The sequence below is a fragment of the Proteiniphilum sp. genome (genome assembly GCF_040307845.1).
Taxonomy (GTDB): domain Bacteria; phylum Bacteroidota; class Bacteroidia; order Bacteroidales; family Dysgonomonadaceae; genus Proteiniphilum.
The window spans coordinates 63,926-84,456 of record NZ_JAWRIS010000061.1 but is presented as its reverse complement, the minus strand read 5'-3'; the positions used below and the strand labels follow the sequence as shown (position 1 = coordinate 84,456).

Sequence of the window (20,531 nt, the reverse complement as noted above, 5' to 3'; positions counted from 1 at the left end):
ATTTTTTATGGGCGTAAAAAGTCCGAAAAACCTGTTTTTATACTTTTCGGAGATGGCATCCCCGGTCGATTCTTCGGGGGGAAGTCGACAGGAAAGGTTAATTGTTTGATATTCTTTGAATAACGGGTAATCAGGCCGCTCCACTCCAGAGGGAGAATCGCTGGAATGCGAGGGACAATTCATTCCGGTATGGGTGCTTGTCGGAGAATTCTATTCTGATCTTAGTCTTCAATGTCCTGACATGTACCGCACCGGAGAGGATTTTCTGTTGTAGGGTCAGTATGCTTGCATTGTACAGGCATGTTCCCTTGAGGACGGTCTCCTTGAGCGTATGCAGCAGGACATACGCCGCGGCATGCACGAAGAGCCTGAACTGGTTTGCGGAGAAACTGTTGCAGGAACACCTGTCGGCGGACAGGTAAACTTTCATCTCTTTTATGTACAACTCCATGGTGCCCCCGCCGCAGTAAGGGGACTCGTATATGAAGCGAGAATTGGGGTGTTCCAGGTTCGTGACGATGAAGCGCACGTTGGGACCGCGGTGGTTCACCTCTATCTTCACGATCACCCGTTTGGCATGTTCCCAGCTGCCGGCCCTATAGGTGAACTGGCGGAAGAGGCGCACTTCCTCCCCATTTTCACTGTAAGCCTTCAGCGCCTTGTCCAGCCAGGGCTTCACCCTCTTGTTGAGAACCTGGTTGCCCGTCAGGCCGAACACGAACTTCACGTGCTCCTTTCCCACGACCCAGTCCATAAACTCTTTCGAGCAGAAATGGGCGTCGCCGCGCACGATGAAGCGGGTCTTCTTCCAGTGGCGCCGCATCATCCCTATCAGCCGGCGCAGGATGCCGTGGATGTTGGTCGACTTGTTACGGCGGCCGGTACGCAGCATGGGAAGGATCATTTTACCCGAGATGCCTTCGAAGATGAGCAGGGGCATGTAGCATTTCTCGCCATAATAATCGTTGAAAAGCGTTCCCTGCTGCTCCCCGTAAGCGTTGAAGGAAGTCTCGTCGCAGTCAAGGATGATACATTCGGGTTCTTCGTCATAGGAGGCTATGAACTCCTCCACGAAGCATACCCCCATCTCATACAACTCCCGTATGGAACGCCCGTTCTCAAGTCTGGTCATGGTCGGTTGGGAGCTCAGGGGGGAGGAATCGGGGGACTTTCCAGCGCACATTTTCAACACGGAGTCGTCCCTTAAAAGGTCGCAGTCATCGGCATCCTCATAACCACAGGCTACCTGGAAGATACGCTGGGTGAGCATTTCATCGTAGGTGTGATCAATCAGCCAGGGGCAGCGCTTATCCTCTAAGCACCCCGTCAATCGGTCGATAAGACCTATGCGATGATCAAGTCCGCCAAGAAGCAACAATCCCCCCTGGGATGAAAGGTCGGGAGCCGTGAAACTGACCTCGACACGTTTGCCCTGAATGGGGTCAAAGGAAAATAATTCGGGAAATAATAGGTTTTCTGACTGTTTTTTACTATTTTCGTCCATGGAAAAGTTCTTTGCGCGTTTATTTTTATGTTTGTACTACACAATATACGCAGTATCTTGTTTAACAGCAAGATAAAAGAACTTTTCTTTTTAATATCTCATGTTTCGCACTTCCCCTAAATATATGTCAGAGAGATAGAAGGGAAATGCGTTAATTTCTATACCCCTGTTTATTAGTGCTATATACTATCCAGTTTCACAGTTTTCATTTTTTCTTATTGCAGTCCACAGTGCGGAGACCATAGACTCTCCCTCCTGATTGTAGAGCAACTTTTCCAGAAGGTCGAGCGCATCCATCCCGATGGCTTCGGCTACCGCACAAACCATTTCCAGAAACAGTCCCCAAAGGCGTCTGTCAAGGGTCTCACGGAGAACCTCTCCGTTCATAGCCCGGTACAGGGCTCCCTTGGATTCATAGTTGTCGTAACGGAAACGCAACGTCAACAGCAGGTAGGCTATCATGCTCACGGTGGTCTCCGCTATCTGGGCGTCGAAGTTGCTCGACTGGCATTTGCCAAGGTTCAGCAGCTGCTTGGCCTCGCGATTGAATACCTCGACAACCCATCTGACCTGGTAATGTTCGATCATCTTCTTGAAAGACAGGGAAGTGTCAGTGGTCAAGAATACTTTCCACTTGTCGTTGCTTCCCCTGCGGCTGAAGAACAGGCAGAGCTCCACGCCCTTGTATGTTACCCTGCCCTGCTTGTAATGGTATCCCAGTGCGCGGCAGCGCTTCGGCTTTCCCAGCATGTTGTTGATCTGGGCGTGGGTCAGCAACTTCCCCGCATACCCGAACCGGGTTTTGGGGAACTTGTACATCCCGATCAGGTGTACGGCCTGATCCTTCACTCCCCGTACCGCCTGTACCAGTGCATCGCAGGTGAACCAGCTGTCGACCAGCACATAATTAACCCTGATCTTGCGATAAATCGCGGAATAGAACATCCGAAGCAGCATCGTGAGCTTGTCCGTGTCCAACTCTTCGGCACGCTTTGCCGTATATGACTCCTTCACCCTCTTGCGGCTGAATTGTCGGCGCAACTCCTTGAAGGTCATACCGAAAGGGCGATCCTGCTTCTTGCCCTTCTCCCGGTGTAGGCTGAAGTCCAGGGGAATGGCCGATTTGCCGTCCCAGTACATCATTACCAGCAGCTTGAAACCCAGTACGTAGCGATTCGTAACGTGGTCCCACACCTTGCCGACCTTTTCGATACGCTTGCCACTCTTGGGAAGGGTGGTGTCGTCAAAAATCAGATAACGGGACGGCTCATCCTTCTTCTTCCCGTCTCCGGGAGACCCTTTCTCACCGGTGGAGGTGACCTTGAGGAAGCGCAGGGCGACATGCCACAATACCATCCGCCAGCAGATACGGGGATTGTTCTTCAAGCGGTAGAACACATCCTTTCCCATCTCGCAATCCTCACCGGGGATGCTTTTGCGGTAGGCGTTCACCGTTTTATCCGGGCCGGACACTATGGACACCAGCAGCGCCAGCACCATCCTGAAGTCATATCCACAACGCTTGAAGTACTTGAACTCCGAAAAGCATTCGCTCAGCTTCAACGCCTTGAAGCGGCTGTAAATATCTTCAGCGGAGACCCTCGAGGGGGTAAAGTCCGCTTTCAACTCTTGAATATTTTTTATACCTTTGTCCAGTAGCATATTTTATGGTTTGGAATCCTTCGCTAATATAGTCATTTTTAATGATATATCAGCTAAAATATGCTACTTTTTTTATTTTTTATCTTCTGATTATCAACCTAATTTCAAGTGCGAAACATCAGTTAATATGAATAATTCAGGCTATAAAGATTAATATGCGTAAACCATTCATTTTATTTTTTATCCAACTCCTTTTTGTGGGAGCGGTTATGGGGCAGCAAATCGCTCCGGAACAGGGAACAACCTCAGAACAGGATACAATTTTGAATACGGGATTTAATTCTGTGCCGGAAACAAAAAAAGACCGCCCGAAAGTGGGGGTAGTGCTCAGTGGCGGAGGCGCCAAAGGGTTTGCCCACATAGGGGCTCTTAAAGTGTTGGAGGAAATGGGTATCCCCATCGATTATATTGCCGGAACCAGTATGGGCGCTATTGTAGGCGGGCTTTATGCTATTGGATATAACACGCATACAATCGACTCGCTTATAAAACGGCAGGACTGGTCACACTTGTTAAGCGACGAAACATACAGGGAGCATCTTCCGGCTTCATTGAAAGACAATCCGGAATTTATCTTTTCCCTGCCCTACGAAGTGAAGATAAAAGAAAGGAAGGGACAAGTACGATTACCGCCAGGCGTGATCATGGGTCAAAATCTCTACAGCTTGTTTTCGAACCTTACCATCGGCTATCAGGACTCCATGGACTTCAATGATCTTCCGATTCCATTCGCATGTGTGGCTGCCGATACCCGTACCGCAAGTGAAGTGGTTCTCAGGGAAGGGATCCTGCCCGAAGCTATACGAGCCAGCATGGCTATCCCGGGTATGTTCGCACCTGTGGAAAAGGACTCTCTGCTGCTTATAGACGGAGGGCTCATCAATAATTATCCGGTAGATGTGGTACGGGAGATGGGGGCCGATATCGTGATCGGCGTAATGATGCCTGCCGACCAGAAAGACATGGAAAAGAACCGTGGCACACTTACCGAAGTAGTTAGCCAACTATTGAATTTTACGGGACAGGAAAAAAGAAGTCACAACATTGCCAATACCGATATACTTATTACCCCCGACATTTATCCGTATGGGATGTTGGATTTTGAAAGTCCGGGCATCGATACCATCATAAACCGGGGAGAACAAGCTGCCATGAAAAGACTGGACGAGCTCATGGCATTGAAAGAAACGCTGGCCATACCGGATTCCATGAAGGGCATGCAAAAAGTTGAGAATCCCTATATCAAGATGGATACACTGGAAATAAACAGTATCCGGTTCGAAGGACTTTCGAAGATTGAAGAGAAAGATATCATCAAAAGAATAGATATCAATAATAACAGGATCGCACGCGAAGAACTGGCTACTTTCACTTCGCGCATCTACGCAAGCGGCCTGTTTACCAGGGTCTATTACCGGCTGGACGGGCAATCACCTTTCGACCTGGTATTCACGGTAGAGGAGAAGACACTCAACGCGCTTGATATCGGCCTGCACTTCGACACAAGAGATTTGTCGGCCATCCTCGCGCATACATCCATACGACTCAATTCCTCCATGAATTCCGTTTTTGACATCACAGCACGTTTGAGCCGTAATTCCTATCTTGAAGTCAACTACTCCCTCAATAACGGCCCTTTTTACAGAGGTGGCGTTACCGGCAAGGTAAGCTTCAATGAAATAGACATCTATGAAAAAGGAGAATCCGCTTATAAGCTCGATTTCACAAGAAGCAACCTTCAGCTCAATTTTTCGGAATTTTACTTATACAACATACGGCTGCATCTGGGCGCATATATCGATAATTTCCATTTCCGGTCCAGACTCCGGAGCGAACCGAACCTCCAGGCTCCCGGCCTGAGGCTGAAAGACAAGATGTATATAAATTATTTTATCAAGGGAACATACGATAATCTCAACAAGAACTACCTCCCCACCTCCGGACAGTATTTTTCCTTTCAATATGCACTACACACCGACAATCTCTATCAGATGTACGGCAAGGCTCCCCTTAACATTTTGGATATAAACTTTTTTAAGCCATTCAGGTTGTCCGATAAACTCACCATCACCCCCGAAGTGTCGGGAAGGGCTATTTTCAATGCCAATGACAGTATCCCGTTGGTATATGCCAACTTTGTAGGGGGACAATACAAGGGACATTACGTTCCCCAGCAGATAGCATTGCAGGGATCACGTGGTATGGAGTTGATGAAAGACGCGGTAGGCATGCTCTCCACGGAAATTCGCTACCTTTTCGCATCAAAGCAGCATATTCTCTTGCGCTTGAACGGAATTGTGCATCACGACGAGCCACTGAAGCTCCTGAACGGAAAATATTTCTTTGGCGGGAGTATCGGCTACTCCAACCTCACCAGGTTGGGACCGCTCTGCCTTGAACTGGGATACTCCAGCCTTTCCAAGACGCTCTATCCCTTCGCAAGCATCGGGCACTATTTTTAGTTTGCCTTTGATTTTTTCTTAGTTCCGAAGGCATCACAGGATGGGGATCACTCCAAATCCCTACCCTGTCGTTTTTGGCCTCTTTCTCTAACGAGGCGTACTTTTCATCATCGGAATAATCTTTATAATGCCACGCCATGCCTGCCCTTATCATCTCGGCGGAAACATCCTTGCCATCCGGCGTATAGACCCACACAACGGGACGGCCATACCTGTCTCCTTCTTTCTCGACGATAATACCGACCGTCTTGTTGTAAATCAAATCGGAGAGATACTGCTTCGATTTCCGGCTGAAAGGTTGCCCCCTTTCCGGGGCGTCAATACCGTGGACCCGGTATCGGATTTCCTTTCTATCCTCGGTAAGGCCCCTAAACGTATCGCCGTCTGTAATACTGACAACCTTGACCTGATAATCGTAATGATGCCTGTTTGCAGAATTTCCATTGTTTGCGCCACACTCCAACAGGAGAAAAGTGAGCGGAATCAGTAACCAATAACTATATCGTTTCATCTTTAGATTAAACTTACCCGCCAAACCGGTTTAACCACCGGTTTGGCGGGTAAAAAAATTAAGCAAAATATTCTTTTACGACACTGGCTCTAACACTTCGAAGCTCCACAGTTGCGGCATTTGAGGCATCCCTCCTGATAGACCAGTGTTTCCTGGCCGCAGACGGGGCATTTCTGTCCTTTGGCTTCGGTTTCGTTGGGCAGGTACTTTTTCAGCGCCCTCTCCACACCGTTCTTCCAAGTATTGATGGTCTCACGGTCGAGCTCCAGCCCCGATACCAGCTTGATCACCTGGTCGATAGGCATACCATAACGCAATACGCCGGAAATCAATTTCGCATAGTTCCAGTACTCGGGATTGAACTTTCCATCCAACCCTTCTATGGTCACCTTGTAACCACGCCTGTTCTGGAACTGGAAGTCGTAATGCTTCCGCCCGTCACTGTCGTATGCCTTGATAATCTTCCCGGAAGTGACCGTCTTGGGCAACATGATACCATCATCTTCGTCATTGATACCGGTGAAAATCTCATACGGCCTGCCGTTATGCAACCCGATGAAAGCGATCCATTTTTCCTTGTTGTTCTGGAACTTGATCACATCGGCTTCCAGTTCAACGGGACGGGAAGTGACAATGGGCGGTAATTCATAACAATCATCCTTTTCCTTCTCATCCTTGTCGCCATTGGCAATCAGTACCCCGGCACGGGATCCGTCGCGATAGACCGTACACCCTTTACAGCCACTCTTCCAGGCTTCCATGTACAATTCTCCCACCAGCTCTTCATCCACATCGTTCGGCAGGTTGATGGTCACACTGATGGAGTGGTCCACCCATTGCTGTACCCGGCCCTGCATTCTCACCTTTTGCAGCCAGTCCACATCGTTGGACGTAGCTTTATAATAGGGGGATTTAGCCACCAATTCTTCGATCTCTTCGTTGGTGTAGCGTTTGGTGGTGGAATAACCGTTGGCTTCCATCCAGGTGACAAATTTATGGTGGAACACGGTATACTCTTCCCATGAATCACCGTTCTCATCCACGAAATCGATCTTTACCTCCTTGTCGTTGGGGTTTACCTTACGACGACGGGTATAGACAGGCAGGAAGACAGGCTCTATTCCCGACGTGGTTTGGGACATAAGACTGGTTGTTCCGGTGGGAGCGATAGTGAGCAGGGCTATATTACGCCTCCCATACTTCTCCATATCCTCATAAAGCTGTGGATCAGCCTCTTTAAGGCGATTTATAAAGGGATTGTTTTTTTCTCTTTCAAAATCGAAGATCTCGAACGCACCCCGTTCTTTTGCCATCTGCACCGACGAAGCATAGGCATTGAGTGCTACGGTACGGTGTACTTTTTCGGAGAAATCGTTGCCTTCGTCCGTGCCGTAGCGGATACCCAGTGCCGCCAGCATATCGCCCTCGGCGGTGATGCCCACGCCGGTACGACGTCCTTGCAATGTCTTGCGCTGGATCTTCTTCCAGAGGTTACGTTCAGATGATTTTACTTCTTCCGACTCGGGATCGGCTTCTATTTTTTCAAGGATCATATCGATTTTTTCCGATTCCAGGTCCACAATATCATCCATGATACGTTGCGCCAACCGTACATGTTTGCCAAACAACTCAAAATCGAAATAAGCATCTTCCTTAAACGGATTCACCACGTAGGAATAGAGGTTGATAGCCAGCAGGCGGCAGCTGTCGTACGGGCATAACGGGATTTCACCACATGGATTGGTCGACACGGTCCGGAAGCCCAGGTCGGCATAGCAGTCGGGGATCGATTCCCGGATAATGGTATCCCAGAACAACACACCGGGTTCGGCTGACTGCCAGGCGTTATGCACGATCTTTTTCCATAATTTCTCGGCGTCGATCTCCTTTTCATATTTCGGTTTGTCGGAATCAATAGGAAACTTCTGCACATAAGGTTTTCCTTCTGAAGCCGCTTCCATAAATCCATCGTCAATTTTCACAGAGATATTGGCCCCGGTTACTTTACCCTGCTCCAACTTGGCATTGATAAAATCTTCCGAGTCGGGATGTTTGATAGACACGCTCAACATCAGGGCGCCACGACGGCCGTCCTGCGCTACTTCGCGCGTGGAATTGGAATAACGCTCCATAAAAGGCACCAGGCCGGTGGAGGTGAGTGCCGAATTCTTCACGGGCGACCCTTTCGGCCGGATATGGGAGAGGTCGTGTCCTACCCCGCCACGGCGTTTCATCAGTTGCACCTGCTCCTCGTCGATACGGATAATGGCGCCATACGAATCAGCGTCGCCATCCATCCCGATCACAAAGCAGTTCGACAGGGATGCCACCTGGTAATCATTTCCGATACCGGTCATGGGACTTCCCTGTGGGATAATATAACGGAAACGGTCGAACAGATCGAACAACTCTTTCTCGCTCAATGGATTGGTATATTTCTTTTCTATCCGCGCCACCTCTTTGGCCAGACGCCAATGCATATCTTCGGGTGTCTTCTCATAGATATCACCCTGGCTATCTTTAAGGGCATACTTGCTTACCCATACCTTGGCGGCCAGTTCATCGCCCTGGAAATATCCCAAGGAGGCTTTATAGGCTTCGTCGAAAGTATATGTTTTCTTCTTCATCAGGAAAAAATTATATAGTAAATAAAAACTGATCTTTCATCATAATGTGTCTCGTTTTCCAAATCTATTACAAATTATGAATATACGGTTTTGATTCTGCAAGTTTATGGAAAGTTTCCAAGAATGCAAAATTTTTATCCATTTACTTATCAACAAAATTGGAAAGTTTTCCAAAACAAAACACAAACATCTGATAATGAGATTATTATATTTTATAAAGGCACACAAAGTTTTCCATTTTGCACAACTAAACTGAAATTCAAACGAATAAATAAACAAAAATGGAAACATGTACCACAAATAAAATATAATTGAATCGCTATGGATTGAAAATCCATAAATTGATTTCCGACCATCAGACGTTTGAATTCAGATCAAGGTCGATCCAAAAGTGAACAATTTAAGTTTCGTCCTTTAAAATACCGTTTCATTCCAGAATGAAGTTTTCAATTGGAAGTAAAGACAAAATTTATCACGATTTTTTTGAAGATGGTTTATTCTGTTTTTAAAACAATAAATATAAGTTTTTATTTTGTATATAAAATAAAAATAGGATATCTTTGTATTTTCTATAGAATAAAAAATAGGAAAATATGGATAAAAACATTCTGAAAACGGTTATTGCCGACAATCAACTGGAAGTACCAAGATACAAGATAATCCCACGCGACTTCACCTTTGAGGAATTCGGGAATTACGTCTTTGTAGGTATCCGACGGGCAGGAAAATCTCACCTCTTATACCAACGGATGCAGCAGTTACTTGCACAAGGTTTAGAATGGGATGAGATGCTTTATATCAATTTTGAAGATGAACGCCTTACCGGAATGATGGCAAAAGATTTGAATCTATTATTGGAAGTTCATTTAGAAATGTACGGAAAAAAACCAATCCTGTTCTTGGATGAAATACAAAACGTTCCCGGATGGGAAAAGTTCGCCCGCCGTATGGCCGACACCAAACACCGGGTTTATATCACGGGAAGCAATGCCAGAATGTTAAGTCAGGATATTCAAACCACTTTAGGAGGGCGCTATATACCAGTAGATGTTTATCCGTACTCTTTCAAAGAGTTTTTAATGGCAAACAATATTCCTGCAACCGCCAATCATCTCCTATCTACAGAAGGTAAAGCCGAAATATTACGAAAGTTCAATGATTATTTCTATTTTGGGGGATTTCCGGAGGGAGCAGGACTTTCTGTCAAACGGGATTACCTGACCAGTGTTTATCAGAAAATCTATTTGGGAGATATTGCAGCCCGCCATACGATAGATAACACGTTTGCTTTACGTATCATGTTCAAGAAACTGGCTGAAAGCGTAAAACAACCATTGTCGTTTAACCGGATAGCGAATATTGTATCATCGACCGGAGCAAAGGTGGGAACGCAGACCGTTATTAATTATATGGAATACGCCAAAGATGCTTGGCTTATTATTCCTGTACAAAACATTGCGGGTAAACTGGTCGACAAGGAAACTTCACCCAAATATTATTTCACGGATAACGGTATTCTGAACCTCTTTTTATTGGACGGAAACACTTCTTTGTTGGAGAACATAGTCGCCATAAACCTGTTGCGCAAGTATGGACGAAATGATACTGTTTATTTCTATCGTCAAAAAATCGAAGTAGACTTCTATATTCCTGACGATTACACAGCTATCCAAATATGTTACAACCTCGACAATAGCGACGGCACACTTGACCGGGAAGTAAAAGCCCTGTTGAAAATTACCGGCGTATTGGAATGCAGGAAACTATTGATTATTACCCGTGATACAGAACGAGTGATAGAAATGAACGACAAGACAATTGAAGTCATTCCGGTATGGAAATGGCTGCTAAATATGTAATAACAATCGTGTGAAAGCGTTGTAAAATCTATTCATCAAAATTTTTCACTGCCCCCATAAAAAGAATGGCGCCGGTGGAATTTTCCTGGATAAGATAAATGAAAGGGTGGTCGGCATTGAATACCACTTTCTCCGGCTTCACCGGTAAAGAGGTCATCACCCCCCCCACGGTAGTAACAGCCGCCGCTTCAGTACCTACCTCATCCGTACTGATATAAGTATCCTGCTTCACAAAATCGATTTTAGCAGACACATCACTCATCCGCGAAAAATCGGCAGCATCGGAAAAGGCAATTTCCATCCCCATCTTCGAGAGCACTTCATTCAACCTCTTACTGTACTCGGTCTTGAATTTAGGTAGGGAGAGTTCGACTTCAGCTTCGCGCAAAGCAGATTTCACCCCTTCCCAATATCCTTCCCGGCGGGTCGCAGTCACTACATCCTGCAACTTTTTCCCATCTACAGGCAGCAACACCATCATACTGAAAGCTTGATTACCATAAGGAAGTTGCACTAATTGCATATTTTCATCTCCGGTATAGTTGAACTTTGCCGTCTGTTTCATCATATCCACATTCCTACGAGTGCCGTCCTCATAGGTAAACGGTTGTTGATCCGTGTTTTTCTCGTTGAATTCCGATGTCCAGATTCCCTTGAAGTAGATGGCGTTAAGCAAATACATCAGGTCTTCGGGTTTGGTTTTCTCTATCACTTTTTTTATCAGCCCGTTGGTATTATCAGAAGCCCAATTATTGATGAGTTCGACGGTTTCAGTGCTGGTAAAATCGACCGGTTTCAGGGTTGCGTCGAAATAGGTCTGATTGGTATTGATGAAATCGGTTTTGAACTCTACGGACTTCCTGGTGAAGATAGCATTGGCAATCGATAATTTGGTAGAAGGATCGGTCTTCAGCAACGCCTCCTTCAGCTTTTTATAATAGGTATTGAGTTCAGCATCCGAGAAATCATCCATCTTCAGCGTCTGTCGCATGGACGTATCGGTTTCACCTGTCGCTCCGTTCAAAGTCATTGTCAATGCCATGCTCAGGCTCAGCGGCGACACCATGAAGTTCTTGTCTTTTTTGTCGAGCGACTCTTCCTCAAACATCTGCTCAAAAAACTCAAAAGCAAATGTCTGATCCGCGCGTACCATCTCCTGCTCGGCCGTGCGCAGTTCTATCTTGATGGGGTCGGGCAAATCTTTTGCACGTACGCCGCCGTCATTTTTATCACAAGACAGAGCACAAAACAGGATCGGTATCATTACTATTAATGGCAAATTAAACTTCGATAGCATACTATTTATGTTTAGGTGAACATTCTGGTTTATATTTAGTATGATGTTTTTCAATCATGAATTGCTGCAAGAAGTCGGTTAAAAAAGATTAAATATATTTTTCTTATCATTTTGGGGATAGTCACTTCAAAAAACAAAATTAATGCGTATTTTTGCCGGTTAATTGATCAGGTTGCGTAATGACCGGTCAAATTCATGTATCACCATTAAAAAGTATCTGCCGGAATGAGAAAATGGCGTATTGAAGACTCGGAAGAGTTGTATAATATCAACGGTTGGGGAAACAGTTATTTCTCCATTAACGAAAAGGGTCATGTACTGGTAACCCCGCGTAAACAGGAGGGCTCCGGTGTGGATTTGAGCGAACTGATGCGCGAGTTGTACCTTCGTGATGTTTCGTCTCCCGTATTGATCCGGTTTCCGGAGATACTGGACAACCGTATCGAGAAGATATCCCAAAGTTTCGCCATCGCCTCCAAGGAATATGAGTACCAAGCCCAGAATTATATCATCTACCCGATCAAGGTGAACCAGATGCGCCAGGTGGTGGAGGAGATCGTCTCGAGCGGTAAACGGTTCAACATCGGCCTTGAAGCTGGTTCCAAACCGGAACTGCATGCCGTATTGGCCATCAATACCGACAACGACTCACTCATCATCTGCAACGGCTACAAAGATGAAAGTTATATCGAACTGGCATTGCTGGCGCAAAAGATGGGAAAGAAGGTGTTCATCGTCGTGGAAAAGCTGAATGAACTCGACCTGACCATCAAGATCGCCAAACGGCTGAAAGTGAAACCCAATATCGGTATCCGTGTGAAATTAGCCAGCTCCGGCAGCGGGAAATGGGAAGAATCGGGTGGCGACGGCAGCAAATTCGGCCTCAATTCGAGTGAACTGCTCGAAGCGCTGGAGGTGCTCAAGACAAGCAAGATGGAGGAATGCTTCCAGCTTATCCATTTTCACATAGGGAGCCAGATCACCAAGATACGCCGTATCAAGACGGCGCTGCGGGAAGCAGCCCAGTTTTATGTGCAATTGCATTCGTTGGGATTCAAGATCAAATATGTGGACATAGGCGGCGGATTGGGTGTCGATTACGACGGCACGCGCTCCTCCTTCACCGAGAACAGTATCAATTACTCCATCCAGGAGTATGTAAACGACTCGGTATTCGCTTTTGTGGATGCGGCCAATAAGAACGATCTGCCCCATCCCGACATCATCACCGAGTCGGGCCGCGCGCTTACGGCCCACCATTCGGTGCTGATTTTTGAAGTACTGGAAACGGCCACCTTGCCGGCTTGGCCCGAAGAACAGGAAATGGAAGAGGACGCGCATGAACTGGTGAAGGAACTTTACAATATCTGGGATACGCTCACCCAGGCACGGATGTTAGAAGCGTGGCACGACGCGCAGCAGATAAGGGAAGAGTCGCTCGACCTTTTCAGTCTGGGCATGCTCGACCTGAAAACACGCGCGCAGATGGAGCAGCTCTATTTCTCGATTATCCGTGAAATCAATATCACCAGCAATCGGGCCAAACATGCACCCGAAGAGTTACGGCAGTTATCCACCCTGTTGCCTGACAAGTATTTCTGTAATTTCTCGTTGTTCCAGTCGCTCCCCGACTCCTGGGCTATCGACCAGGTGTTCCCCATCATTCCTATCCATCGTTTGGATGAAAAACCCGACAGGACTGCCACCCTACAGGACATCACCTGCGACTCCGATGGGAAAATAGCCAACTTCGCTTCGCAGGACGGATTCCGTTCCGCCTTTCTTCCCGTCCATTCACTCAAGAAGGACGAACCCTATTATATCGGCGTATTTCTTGTGGGAGCCTACCAGGAGATCTTGGGCGACCTGCACAACCTGTTCGGTGACACCAACGTGGTGCATGTATCGACCAGTGAAAACGGGCACAAAATCGACCAGGTGATTGATGGCGAATCGGTGGCGGATGTGCTGGAATATGCGCAGTACAATCCAAAAAAATTAGTGCGTACCGTCGAGACTTGGGTGATGAGCTCGGTGAAGCAGGGAAAAATATCCGTGGAAGAAGGCAAGGAGTTCCTTTCCAACTACCGGTCGGGATTATATGGTTATACCTATTTGGAGTGATCAACAACAATCCTCCATGCCGCAATCTTCATCGGCGATTTCAAACTCGATGGTGCAATGCTGTACACCCAGCACCAGCAGTTTGTCGCGGATAATCAGTTTCAACCGGTGCTGTTCTTCCATGGATACCGCATTTCGAAGCACCACGTGGACGGTCATCACGTTGTATTCACCATCCACCGACCAGGCATGCAGATCATGGACCTCCTGCACCTCATCCATTTCCTGCACGGTTCGTTTCACTTCATCCATATCCAGTTCCATGGGGCTGCCCTGCAGAATGATATGCAGACTGTCTCGGACATTCTTATACACGTTATACAGGATATAGAGGGAAATAAGAATGGATAGCAACGGGTCAATAAAAGGCGCATCCACGAAATACATGATTCCCGCTCCTATCAACACGGCAAGCCACCCCAACACATCTTCCAGCATGTGGAGCGATACCACCCTCTCGTTGATAGAACTCCCTTTTCTCAGGCGAACAACAGCCAGACCGTTAATGATCACGCCCAGCACAGCCAACAGCAACATCCCTTCCACATTGGGATGCTGCGGGTTGAACAGGCGGGGAATAGCATGTATTAAAATCAGGATACTCCCCACCAACAGTACCACTGAATTGATTACTGCGCCTAACAGGGAAAATCGTTTATAACCGTAAGTATACTCTTTTGTGCGGGGTTTCTTGGCCACTTTCTGGAAATACCACGATAATCCGAGCGAGAAGCTATCACCCAAGTCGTGCACTGCATCGGAAAGGATCGCCACACTATTGGTAATCAGTCCTCCCACAAACTCAATGATGGTGAATGAGAGGTTCAGGAAGAATGCCGCCCTGATATTCTTCACATCCCCGTGGTCGTGATGATGCCCGTGGGGATGGCCATGTCCATCACTATGATTATGACCGTGCGGATGATCGTGATGATGTGGATCCATACACTTGGCTTTTTCTATTTGTCAATCCCGACACGGTTGAGGATAAAGGCGAACTCAAAGGCCGTATCCTTGATGCCGTCGTAGCGTCCAGTAGCACCACCATGGCCGGAATCCATATTCATGTGAAGCAGCACGATGTTATCATCCGCCTTCATGGCACGCAGTCTGGCCGCATATTTCGTAGGCTCATGGAAAAGCACTTGCGAGTCGTTGATCCCCCCGGTAATCAATATATTGGGATAATCCTGTGCTTTAATATTGTCATAAGGAGAGTAAGAGAGGATATAGTTGTAATATTCTTCTTCATTGGGATTTCCCCACTCTTCATATTCGCCTGTGGTGAGTGGCAAAGTATCATCGAGCATAGTATTGACCACGTCGATAAAGGGCACTTGCGCCACGATTGTCCGGTAGAGGTCGGGACGCATATTCGTCACCGCCCCCATCAGCAAACCACCGGCACTTCCGCCCATGGCGGCCAATTTGTCGGGAGAAGTATAACCATCCTCTATCAGTTTCTCGCTGCAGGCGATGAAATCGGTAAAAGTATTCTTCTTTTTCAACAATTTTCCATCTTCGTACCACTGCTCACCGAGGTCACTTCCACCGCGAATCTGGGCAATGGCGTATACAAAACCGCGGTCGATCAGGCTATACATGCTGGCGCTGAAATAGACGTCGGAACTCATTCCATAACTGCCATAGGAATACAGTAATGCCGGATTGCCGCCCTCTTTTTTCAATCCTTTTTTATAGACGATAGCCATCGGCACCTGTACTCCGTCGGAGGCGGTCGCCCATAGCCGTTCTACCGTGTAATCATCGGGATTGAAACCGGAGGGCACTTCCTGCTCCTTCAGTTTCCCGGTCTCTTTGGTGGCTATATTGTACTCATACAAAGTTGTAGGGCGGTTAAGCGAGGTGTATGAATAACGGAATGTGGCAGCATCATATTCGGGATTACCACCCAGTGATGCCGTGTAAACCGGTTCAGGGAAAGCGATGGTTTCTGTATCTCCCTCACCTGACACCGGTTTGATCCGGATTTCCGCCAAACCGTTTTTCCTTAACTCCAATAACACATAATCTTTCAGTATATCGATCCCCTCTATGCGGACATCCTTGTCGTGCGGCACAAACAGCTTCCAGGTAGCACGATCCTCGTAGCCTGTGAGCGGCACTTCATAGATCATGCCATTGAGATTCTCCTTATCCTTATAACGGACAAAAAATTTATCTCTATGAGAATACACCTCATACTCCACATCCTGCACACGGGGGAGGAACACTTTGAACGGATCGGCAGGCCGGTCGGCAGAGACATATCTCTCTTCGGATGTGGTGGAACTTGCACTGGTGATGAAGATATGCTGTTTGGTCTTGCTGCCGGAGACATAGGTACCGAAACGGGCGTCCTTCTCTTCATATATCAGCTCACCCTCGGATGCGTCCAACGCTTGTCGGTATATTTTGGAAGAGCGCAATGTCTGGTCGATAAGGCTATAGAAAAGCGTCTTATTGTCATTGGCCCACGCCACCGAAACCACGCCGTCTTTCGAAAACCCCACATTTTCACCCGAGGCGAGGTCTTTGACTTTCATCGTGAATTCCGCATAGGAGCCGGTCTCATTATAAAAATAGGCCGCCTTGCTGTTATCCGGACTGATGGAATAGCCCCTGAAAATAAATGCCGGTTTGCCTTCCGCCATCGCGTTCACATCGAAAATTATTTCTTCGGGCGCCTCCATCGAGCCTTTACGGCGGCAGTAGGTACGGTATTGTTTCCCTTTTTCGGTACGGCTATAATAGTAATAACCATCCTTAAACGAGGGGTAACTTTCATCATCTTCTTTAATACGCCCGACGATCTCATCAAAAATAGTCTGTTGGAGTGGTTTGGTGGAGGCCATTACACTGTCGGTATAAGCATTTTCGGCGTTGAGATAATCAACTACTTTGGGATTGGTCTTATCTTTCAGCCAATAATAGTTGTCGATACGTTGTTGCCCGAAGTTGACAAACGTGTCGGGGACCACTTCCGCTACCGGAGGCGCGGGAAAATCGGATTGTTTCAAAATCTTCACTTCTTCACTTTTAGGATTGCACGATGCGATCATAAGCACAATAGCACTCATGACTATTAAAATACTATGTCTCATGCGGTAATTTTATTTTATATTATTCAATCATCATAAACACTCTTCTATCGGGTTCGTTTGGCAAAATTACATGATTTTTCCTGAAAACAACGCGAATATGCGAAATAGCTGCAGCTATAGAACAAATAAATCCAAAATTTATGTAAAAAGAATTTGAACTTTCTCTATATCCTTTTGTTATAAAGTGGTGATCCAATCCATCTATAAAATACAATAATCACTTTTAAATAAAGCATTATGATCCAAATTAAACGTATATATGAGCAATTGGGTGATAATGACGGTTATCGTATATTGATAGACCGGTTATGGCCGCGTGGGCTCTCTAAAGAAAACGCCCATGTAGATCTCTGGTTAAAACAGATCGCCCCGTCCACAGAATTGAGAAAATGGTTTCAACATGATCCTGCGAAATGGAAAGAATTTGGCGAACGATACCGTAAAGAACTCTCCGGAGAAAAGGAAAACCTGCGCAGGATAAAAGATCTCGAAAAAGAACATGAAAACGTAACACTGCTTTATGCCGGGAAAGATGAAGCACACACCCATGCGTTGGTATTATTGGATATAATCAATAAAAAATCATCATAAAACGTGAAAAAACTTCCCCTTCATTGGAAGATTGTAATAGGAATGGTGCTCGGCATATTGGCCGGCATATTGTTCAGTAATTTTAATGGAGGGAAACAGTTCGTTGGCGACTGGATCGCTCCTTTCGGGACTATCTTTATCCGGCTGTTAAAACTGATAGCTATCCCGCTAATATTCACATCATTGGTAAAGGGAATTTCCGACCTGAAAGATATATCGAGCTTCCAGAACATAGGAATCCGCACGATCATTCTATATGTAAGTACCACTATTGCGGCTATTACTATAGGGTTGATTCTGGTCAATATATTAAAACCCGGAGCAGGTATCTCACCGGAGACAATCGATGAGTTGACACAGGTCTATGCCGGGGATGCATCCATCACCAGCAATATACAGGAAGCGGGACAGCAGGACAGTGGCCCGTTGACTTTCCTGATCAACATAGTCCCTGATAATATTTTTACGGCTTTCGGCAATAACAGCCTGATGCTGCAGGTGATATTTTTTTCCATTATTTTCGGAATCAGCATGCTGCTGATCGACCCGGAAAGTGCGCGGCCGGTCGCCAGGTTGATCAACGGCCTGAACGAAATAGTGCTGAAGATGGTCAACCTGATCATGTTGATCGCCCCTTTTGCCGTATTTGCACTCCTGGCGCAGATCGTTGTCAATTCCGACAATGTAGAAATCCTTCAGAAACTACTTTTTTATGGAGCGACAGTGGTCTTGGGGCTGATACTGATACTCTGCTTCTACCTGATTGTGATTTATCTTTATACCGGAAAGAACCCCGGCTGGTTCATCAAAGGAATTGCCCCGGCACAGCTCCTTGCCTTCTCTACCAGTTCGAGTGCCGCCACACTGCCGGTAACGATGGAGCGGGTTACAGATCATCTGGGAGTCGACAATGAGGTATCAAGTTTCGTGTTACCGGTGGGAGCCACCATCAATATGGATGGCACAAGCCTTTATCAGGCAGTAGCAGCCGTTTTCATTGCCCAGGCACTCCATTTTCCGTTGGAATTCTCCGACCAGTTGAGCATTATTTTAACAGCCCTGTTGGCTTCTATCGGTGCGGCAGCCGTACCCGGCGCCGGTATGATCATGCTGGTCATCGTCCTAGAGTCGATCGGCTTTCCTGCCGATAAACTGGCAATCGGCCTTGCACTGATCTTCGCTATAGACCGTCCACTCGACATGTGCCGCACAGTAATCAACGTTACAGGTGATGCCATGGTATCGGTGGTAATAGCCAAATCATTGGGCAAACTACATGAAAAACCGGCAGAGTAACCAAACAATATAGAATTGAATTTACCGTACCTTCTATACGGGTGTTCGCTTCCGTACAGCACTGTCCGATATCGGACACTTCATACCACAACAAACATCTAAAAATCAACCTGTTACATTTATGGCACACGTTTTGTTTTTGATCCGGCAAAACAAACAACATTCATGGACAGAAAAATACCCAAAGATATTCTCCTCAAAGAGAAAAGAAAAAGATGGATCAAATACGGTGCGGTCATCCTCTCCTCTGTCGTGGTGATAGCTGTGATCATCTCTTTGCTGCGTGACAACATTTCCCTAAAAAATATACAACTCTCCACCGTCGATAAAGGCACGATTGAAGTCACCGTAAGCGCGTCGGGAAAGGTGATGCCGGCATTCGAAGAGACCGTCATAGCTCCCATCGAAAGCCGCATCATGAAAGTGCATAAAAGAGCCGGTGACTCCGTGGATGTAGGTACTCCCCTGCTACAACTCGACCTTCAAAGTATTGAGACTGACTACCGCAAGATGTTAGACGAACTGCAGATGCGCCAGTACCGCATTGAACAGCAGCGCATTAAAAACAGCAGCACACTTAGTGACATGCAGATGCAGTTGAAAGTCAATGACATGCAGATAGATAAGATGGCGGTGGAGGTGGTCAATGAGAAATATCTGGACAGCATTGGGGCGGGTACCACCGATAAGGTGCGTGAAGTGGAGATCAAATACAACGTGGCAAAATTAGAACAGGAACAGGCACACAAGAAATTAGAGAACGACCGCAAGGTGGCTGATGCCGAACTGCGTGTGCAGGAACTGGAACTCGAGATTTTCCGCAAGACGCTGGCCGAAACGAAACGTATCCTCGAAGACGCACAGATCCGCTCGCCAAGGAAAGCCATACTCACCTATATCAACAACCAGGTGGGTGCCCGCGTGGGACAAGGCACTGAAGTGGCCATCCTCTCGGACCTGTCTCAGTTCCGTATCGACGGAGAGATTGCCGACAGTTATGGGGACCGTATTTCTGTAGGAAGCAAGTCAGTCGTCAGGGTCGGGAGTGATGAGCTGACGGGCGTCGTCAGCAACGTGACACCACTGTCGAAAAACGGCGTAATCCAGTTCACCGTGCAATTAGATGATCCCGACAACGCCCGGTTACGCTCGGGATTACGTACCGATGTCTATGTGATGAATGCCGTCAAGGAGGATGTGCTGCGCCTCGACAACGGACCCTATTACAGTGGACCGGGTACCTATGAACTGTTTGTCCTGAATGGCAGTACGCTTGAAAAACGCAAGGTGCGGTTGGGCGAAAGCAATTATCAATATGTAGAGGTGATCTCCGGCCTGGAACCGGGCGATCGTGCAGTAGTATCAGACATGAGCCGGTATCGGGATAAGAACAAGTTGAAAGTATCGGAATGAGAATAATGTGCCAATGTGACTTATAAAAAAGAAGTCTGAAGTGAAGAAGTTGAGAAGTGAAGAAGTCTTGGTTTTAAAAGT

13 protein-coding genes are annotated in these 20,531 nt (G+C 46.8%); 6 read left to right on the top strand and 7 right to left on the bottom strand.

The window, feature by feature from the left end; all coding sequences use genetic code 11:
• Nucleotides 1–130: 130 nt before the first annotated feature.
• Together ABV001_RS14970 and ABV001_RS14965 are read right to left on the bottom strand one after the other, a co-directional pair.
• Complete coding sequence (locus ABV001_RS14970) at nucleotides 131–1,504, bottom strand: IS1380 family transposase (protein WP_352423557.1); 1,374 nt, start codon at nucleotides 1,502–1,504, stop codon at nucleotides 131–133.
• Nucleotides 1,505–1,690: 186 nt separating this feature from the next.
• On the bottom strand, nucleotides 1,691–3,166 hold the full coding sequence (locus ABV001_RS14965) for an IS4 family transposase (protein ID WP_502929907.1): 1,476 nt from the start codon (nucleotides 3,164–3,166) through the stop codon (nucleotides 1,691–1,693).
• A gap of 155 nt (nucleotides 3,167–3,321) precedes the next feature.
• Here ABV001_RS14965 and ABV001_RS14955 point away from each other — a divergent pair, with 155 nt between their 5' ends.
• Nucleotides 3,322–5,628 (top strand): patatin-like phospholipase family protein, encoded by a 2,307-nt coding sequence (locus tag ABV001_RS14955; RefSeq protein ID WP_352423556.1) that lies wholly within the window; start codon nucleotides 3,322–3,324, stop codon nucleotides 5,626–5,628.
• Here ABV001_RS14955 and ABV001_RS14950 read toward each other — a convergent pair.
• Nucleotides 5,537–6,139 (bottom strand): thermonuclease family protein, encoded by a 603-nt coding sequence (locus tag ABV001_RS14950; RefSeq protein ID WP_352423555.1) that lies wholly within the window; start codon nucleotides 6,137–6,139, stop codon nucleotides 5,537–5,539. The two genes, ABV001_RS14955 and ABV001_RS14950, sit on opposite strands and share 92 nt — an antisense overlap.
• Nucleotides 6,140–6,228: 89 nt before the next feature.
• A complete protein-coding gene (locus ABV001_RS14945; RefSeq protein WP_352423554.1) occupies nucleotides 6,229–8,766 on the bottom strand; it encodes an adenosylcobalamin-dependent ribonucleoside-diphosphate reductase in 2,538 nt (845 codons plus the stop codon).
• Nucleotides 8,767–9,359: 593 nt separating this feature from the next.
• Here ABV001_RS14945 and ABV001_RS14940 point away from each other — a divergent pair.
• Nucleotides 9,360–10,625 carry an ATP-binding protein gene (locus ABV001_RS14940; protein WP_352423553.1) on the top strand — a complete coding sequence of 422 codons (1,266 nt, stop codon included), beginning with the start codon at nucleotides 9,360–9,362 and terminating at the stop codon, nucleotides 10,623–10,625.
• Between the two features lie 28 nt (nucleotides 10,626–10,653).
• Here the strand turns inward: ABV001_RS14940 and ABV001_RS14935 are convergent, their stop codons facing one another.
• Complete coding sequence (locus tag ABV001_RS14935) at nucleotides 10,654–11,889, bottom strand: serpin family protein (protein WP_352423552.1); 1,236 nt, start codon at nucleotides 11,887–11,889, stop codon at nucleotides 10,654–10,656.
• 258 nt (nucleotides 11,890–12,147) lie between these two features.
• On the opposite strand from ABV001_RS14935, the gene speA reads away from it, so the two are divergent.
• On the top strand, nucleotides 12,148–14,046 hold the full coding sequence (gene speA, locus ABV001_RS14930; protein ID WP_352423551.1) for a biosynthetic arginine decarboxylase: 1,899 nt from the start codon (nucleotides 12,148–12,150) through the stop codon (nucleotides 14,044–14,046).
• Here speA and ABV001_RS14925 read toward each other — a convergent pair whose 3' ends face one another.
• Both ABV001_RS14925 and ABV001_RS14920 read right to left on the bottom strand, forming a co-directional pair.
• Nucleotides 14,047–14,991 (bottom strand): cation diffusion facilitator family transporter, encoded by a 945-nt coding sequence (locus tag ABV001_RS14925; RefSeq protein WP_352423550.1) that lies wholly within the window; start codon nucleotides 14,989–14,991, stop codon nucleotides 14,047–14,049.
• Nucleotides 14,992–15,005: 14 nt separating this feature from the next.
• Nucleotides 15,006–17,150, bottom strand: a complete 2,145-nt coding sequence (locus ABV001_RS14920) for a S9 family peptidase (RefSeq protein ID WP_352423549.1) — start codon at nucleotides 17,148–17,150, stop codon at nucleotides 15,006–15,008.
• Nucleotides 17,151–17,387: 237 nt separating this feature from the next.
• Here ABV001_RS14920 and ABV001_RS14915 point away from each other — a divergent pair, with 237 nt between their 5' ends.
• The 3 genes from ABV001_RS14915 to ABV001_RS14905 all read left to right on the top strand — a co-directional run bounded on the left by ABV001_RS14915 (nucleotide 17,388) and on the right by ABV001_RS14905 (nucleotide 20,450).
• Entirely contained in the window at nucleotides 17,388–17,741 is a 354-nt protein-coding gene (locus ABV001_RS14915) for a DUF488 domain-containing protein (protein WP_352423548.1), read from the top strand.
• 3 nt (nucleotides 17,742–17,744) lie between these two features.
• Nucleotides 17,745–19,037, top strand: a complete 1,293-nt coding sequence (locus ABV001_RS14910; protein WP_352423547.1) for a dicarboxylate/amino acid:cation symporter — start codon at nucleotides 17,745–17,747, stop codon at nucleotides 19,035–19,037.
• A 165-nt stretch (nucleotides 19,038–19,202) separates the two neighbouring features.
• Nucleotides 19,203–20,450 carry an efflux RND transporter periplasmic adaptor subunit gene (locus ABV001_RS14905; protein ID WP_352423546.1) on the top strand — a complete coding sequence of 416 codons (1,248 nt, stop codon included), beginning with the start codon at nucleotides 19,203–19,205 and terminating at the stop codon, nucleotides 20,448–20,450.
• Nucleotides 20,451–20,531: the final 81 nt, after the last annotated feature.

What these genes read in the sequence shown, in the direction of transcription:
- ABV001_RS14970 (WP_352423557.1), bottom strand. Translation starts at nt 1,504, where the DNA reads ATGGACGAAAATAGTAAAAAACAGTCAGAAAACCTATTATTTCCCGAA.
- ABV001_RS14965 (WP_502929907.1), bottom strand. Translation starts at nt 3,166, where the DNA reads ATGCTACTGGACAAAGGTATAAAAAATATTCAAGAGTTGAAAGCGGAC.
- ABV001_RS14955 (WP_352423556.1), top strand. Translation starts at nt 3,322, where the DNA reads ATGCGTAAACCATTCATTTTATTTTTTATCCAACTCCTTTTTGTGGGA.
- ABV001_RS14950 (WP_352423555.1), bottom strand. Translation starts at nt 6,139, where the DNA reads ATGAAACGATATAGTTATTGGTTACTGATTCCGCTCACTTTTCTCCTG.
- ABV001_RS14945 (WP_352423554.1), bottom strand. Translation starts at nt 8,766, where the DNA reads ATGAAGAAGAAAACATATACTTTCGACGAAGCCTATAAAGCCTCCTTG.
- ABV001_RS14940 (WP_352423553.1), top strand. Translation starts at nt 9,360, where the DNA reads ATGGATAAAAACATTCTGAAAACGGTTATTGCCGACAATCAACTGGAA.
- ABV001_RS14935 (WP_352423552.1), bottom strand. Translation starts at nt 11,889, where the DNA reads ATGATACCGATCCTGTTTTGTGCTCTGTCTTGTGATAAAAATGACGGC.
- speA (WP_352423551.1), top strand. Translation starts at nt 12,148, where the DNA reads ATGAGAAAATGGCGTATTGAAGACTCGGAAGAGTTGTATAATATCAAC.
- ABV001_RS14925 (WP_352423550.1), bottom strand. Translation starts at nt 14,991, where the DNA reads ATGGATCCACATCATCACGATCATCCGCACGGTCATAATCATAGTGAT.
- ABV001_RS14920 (WP_352423549.1), bottom strand. Translation starts at nt 17,150, where the DNA reads ATGAGACATAGTATTTTAATAGTCATGAGTGCTATTGTGCTTATGATC.
- ABV001_RS14915 (WP_352423548.1), top strand. Translation starts at nt 17,388, where the DNA reads ATGATCCAAATTAAACGTATATATGAGCAATTGGGTGATAATGACGGT.
- ABV001_RS14905 (WP_352423546.1), top strand. Translation starts at nt 19,203, where the DNA reads ATGGACAGAAAAATACCCAAAGATATTCTCCTCAAAGAGAAAAGAAAA.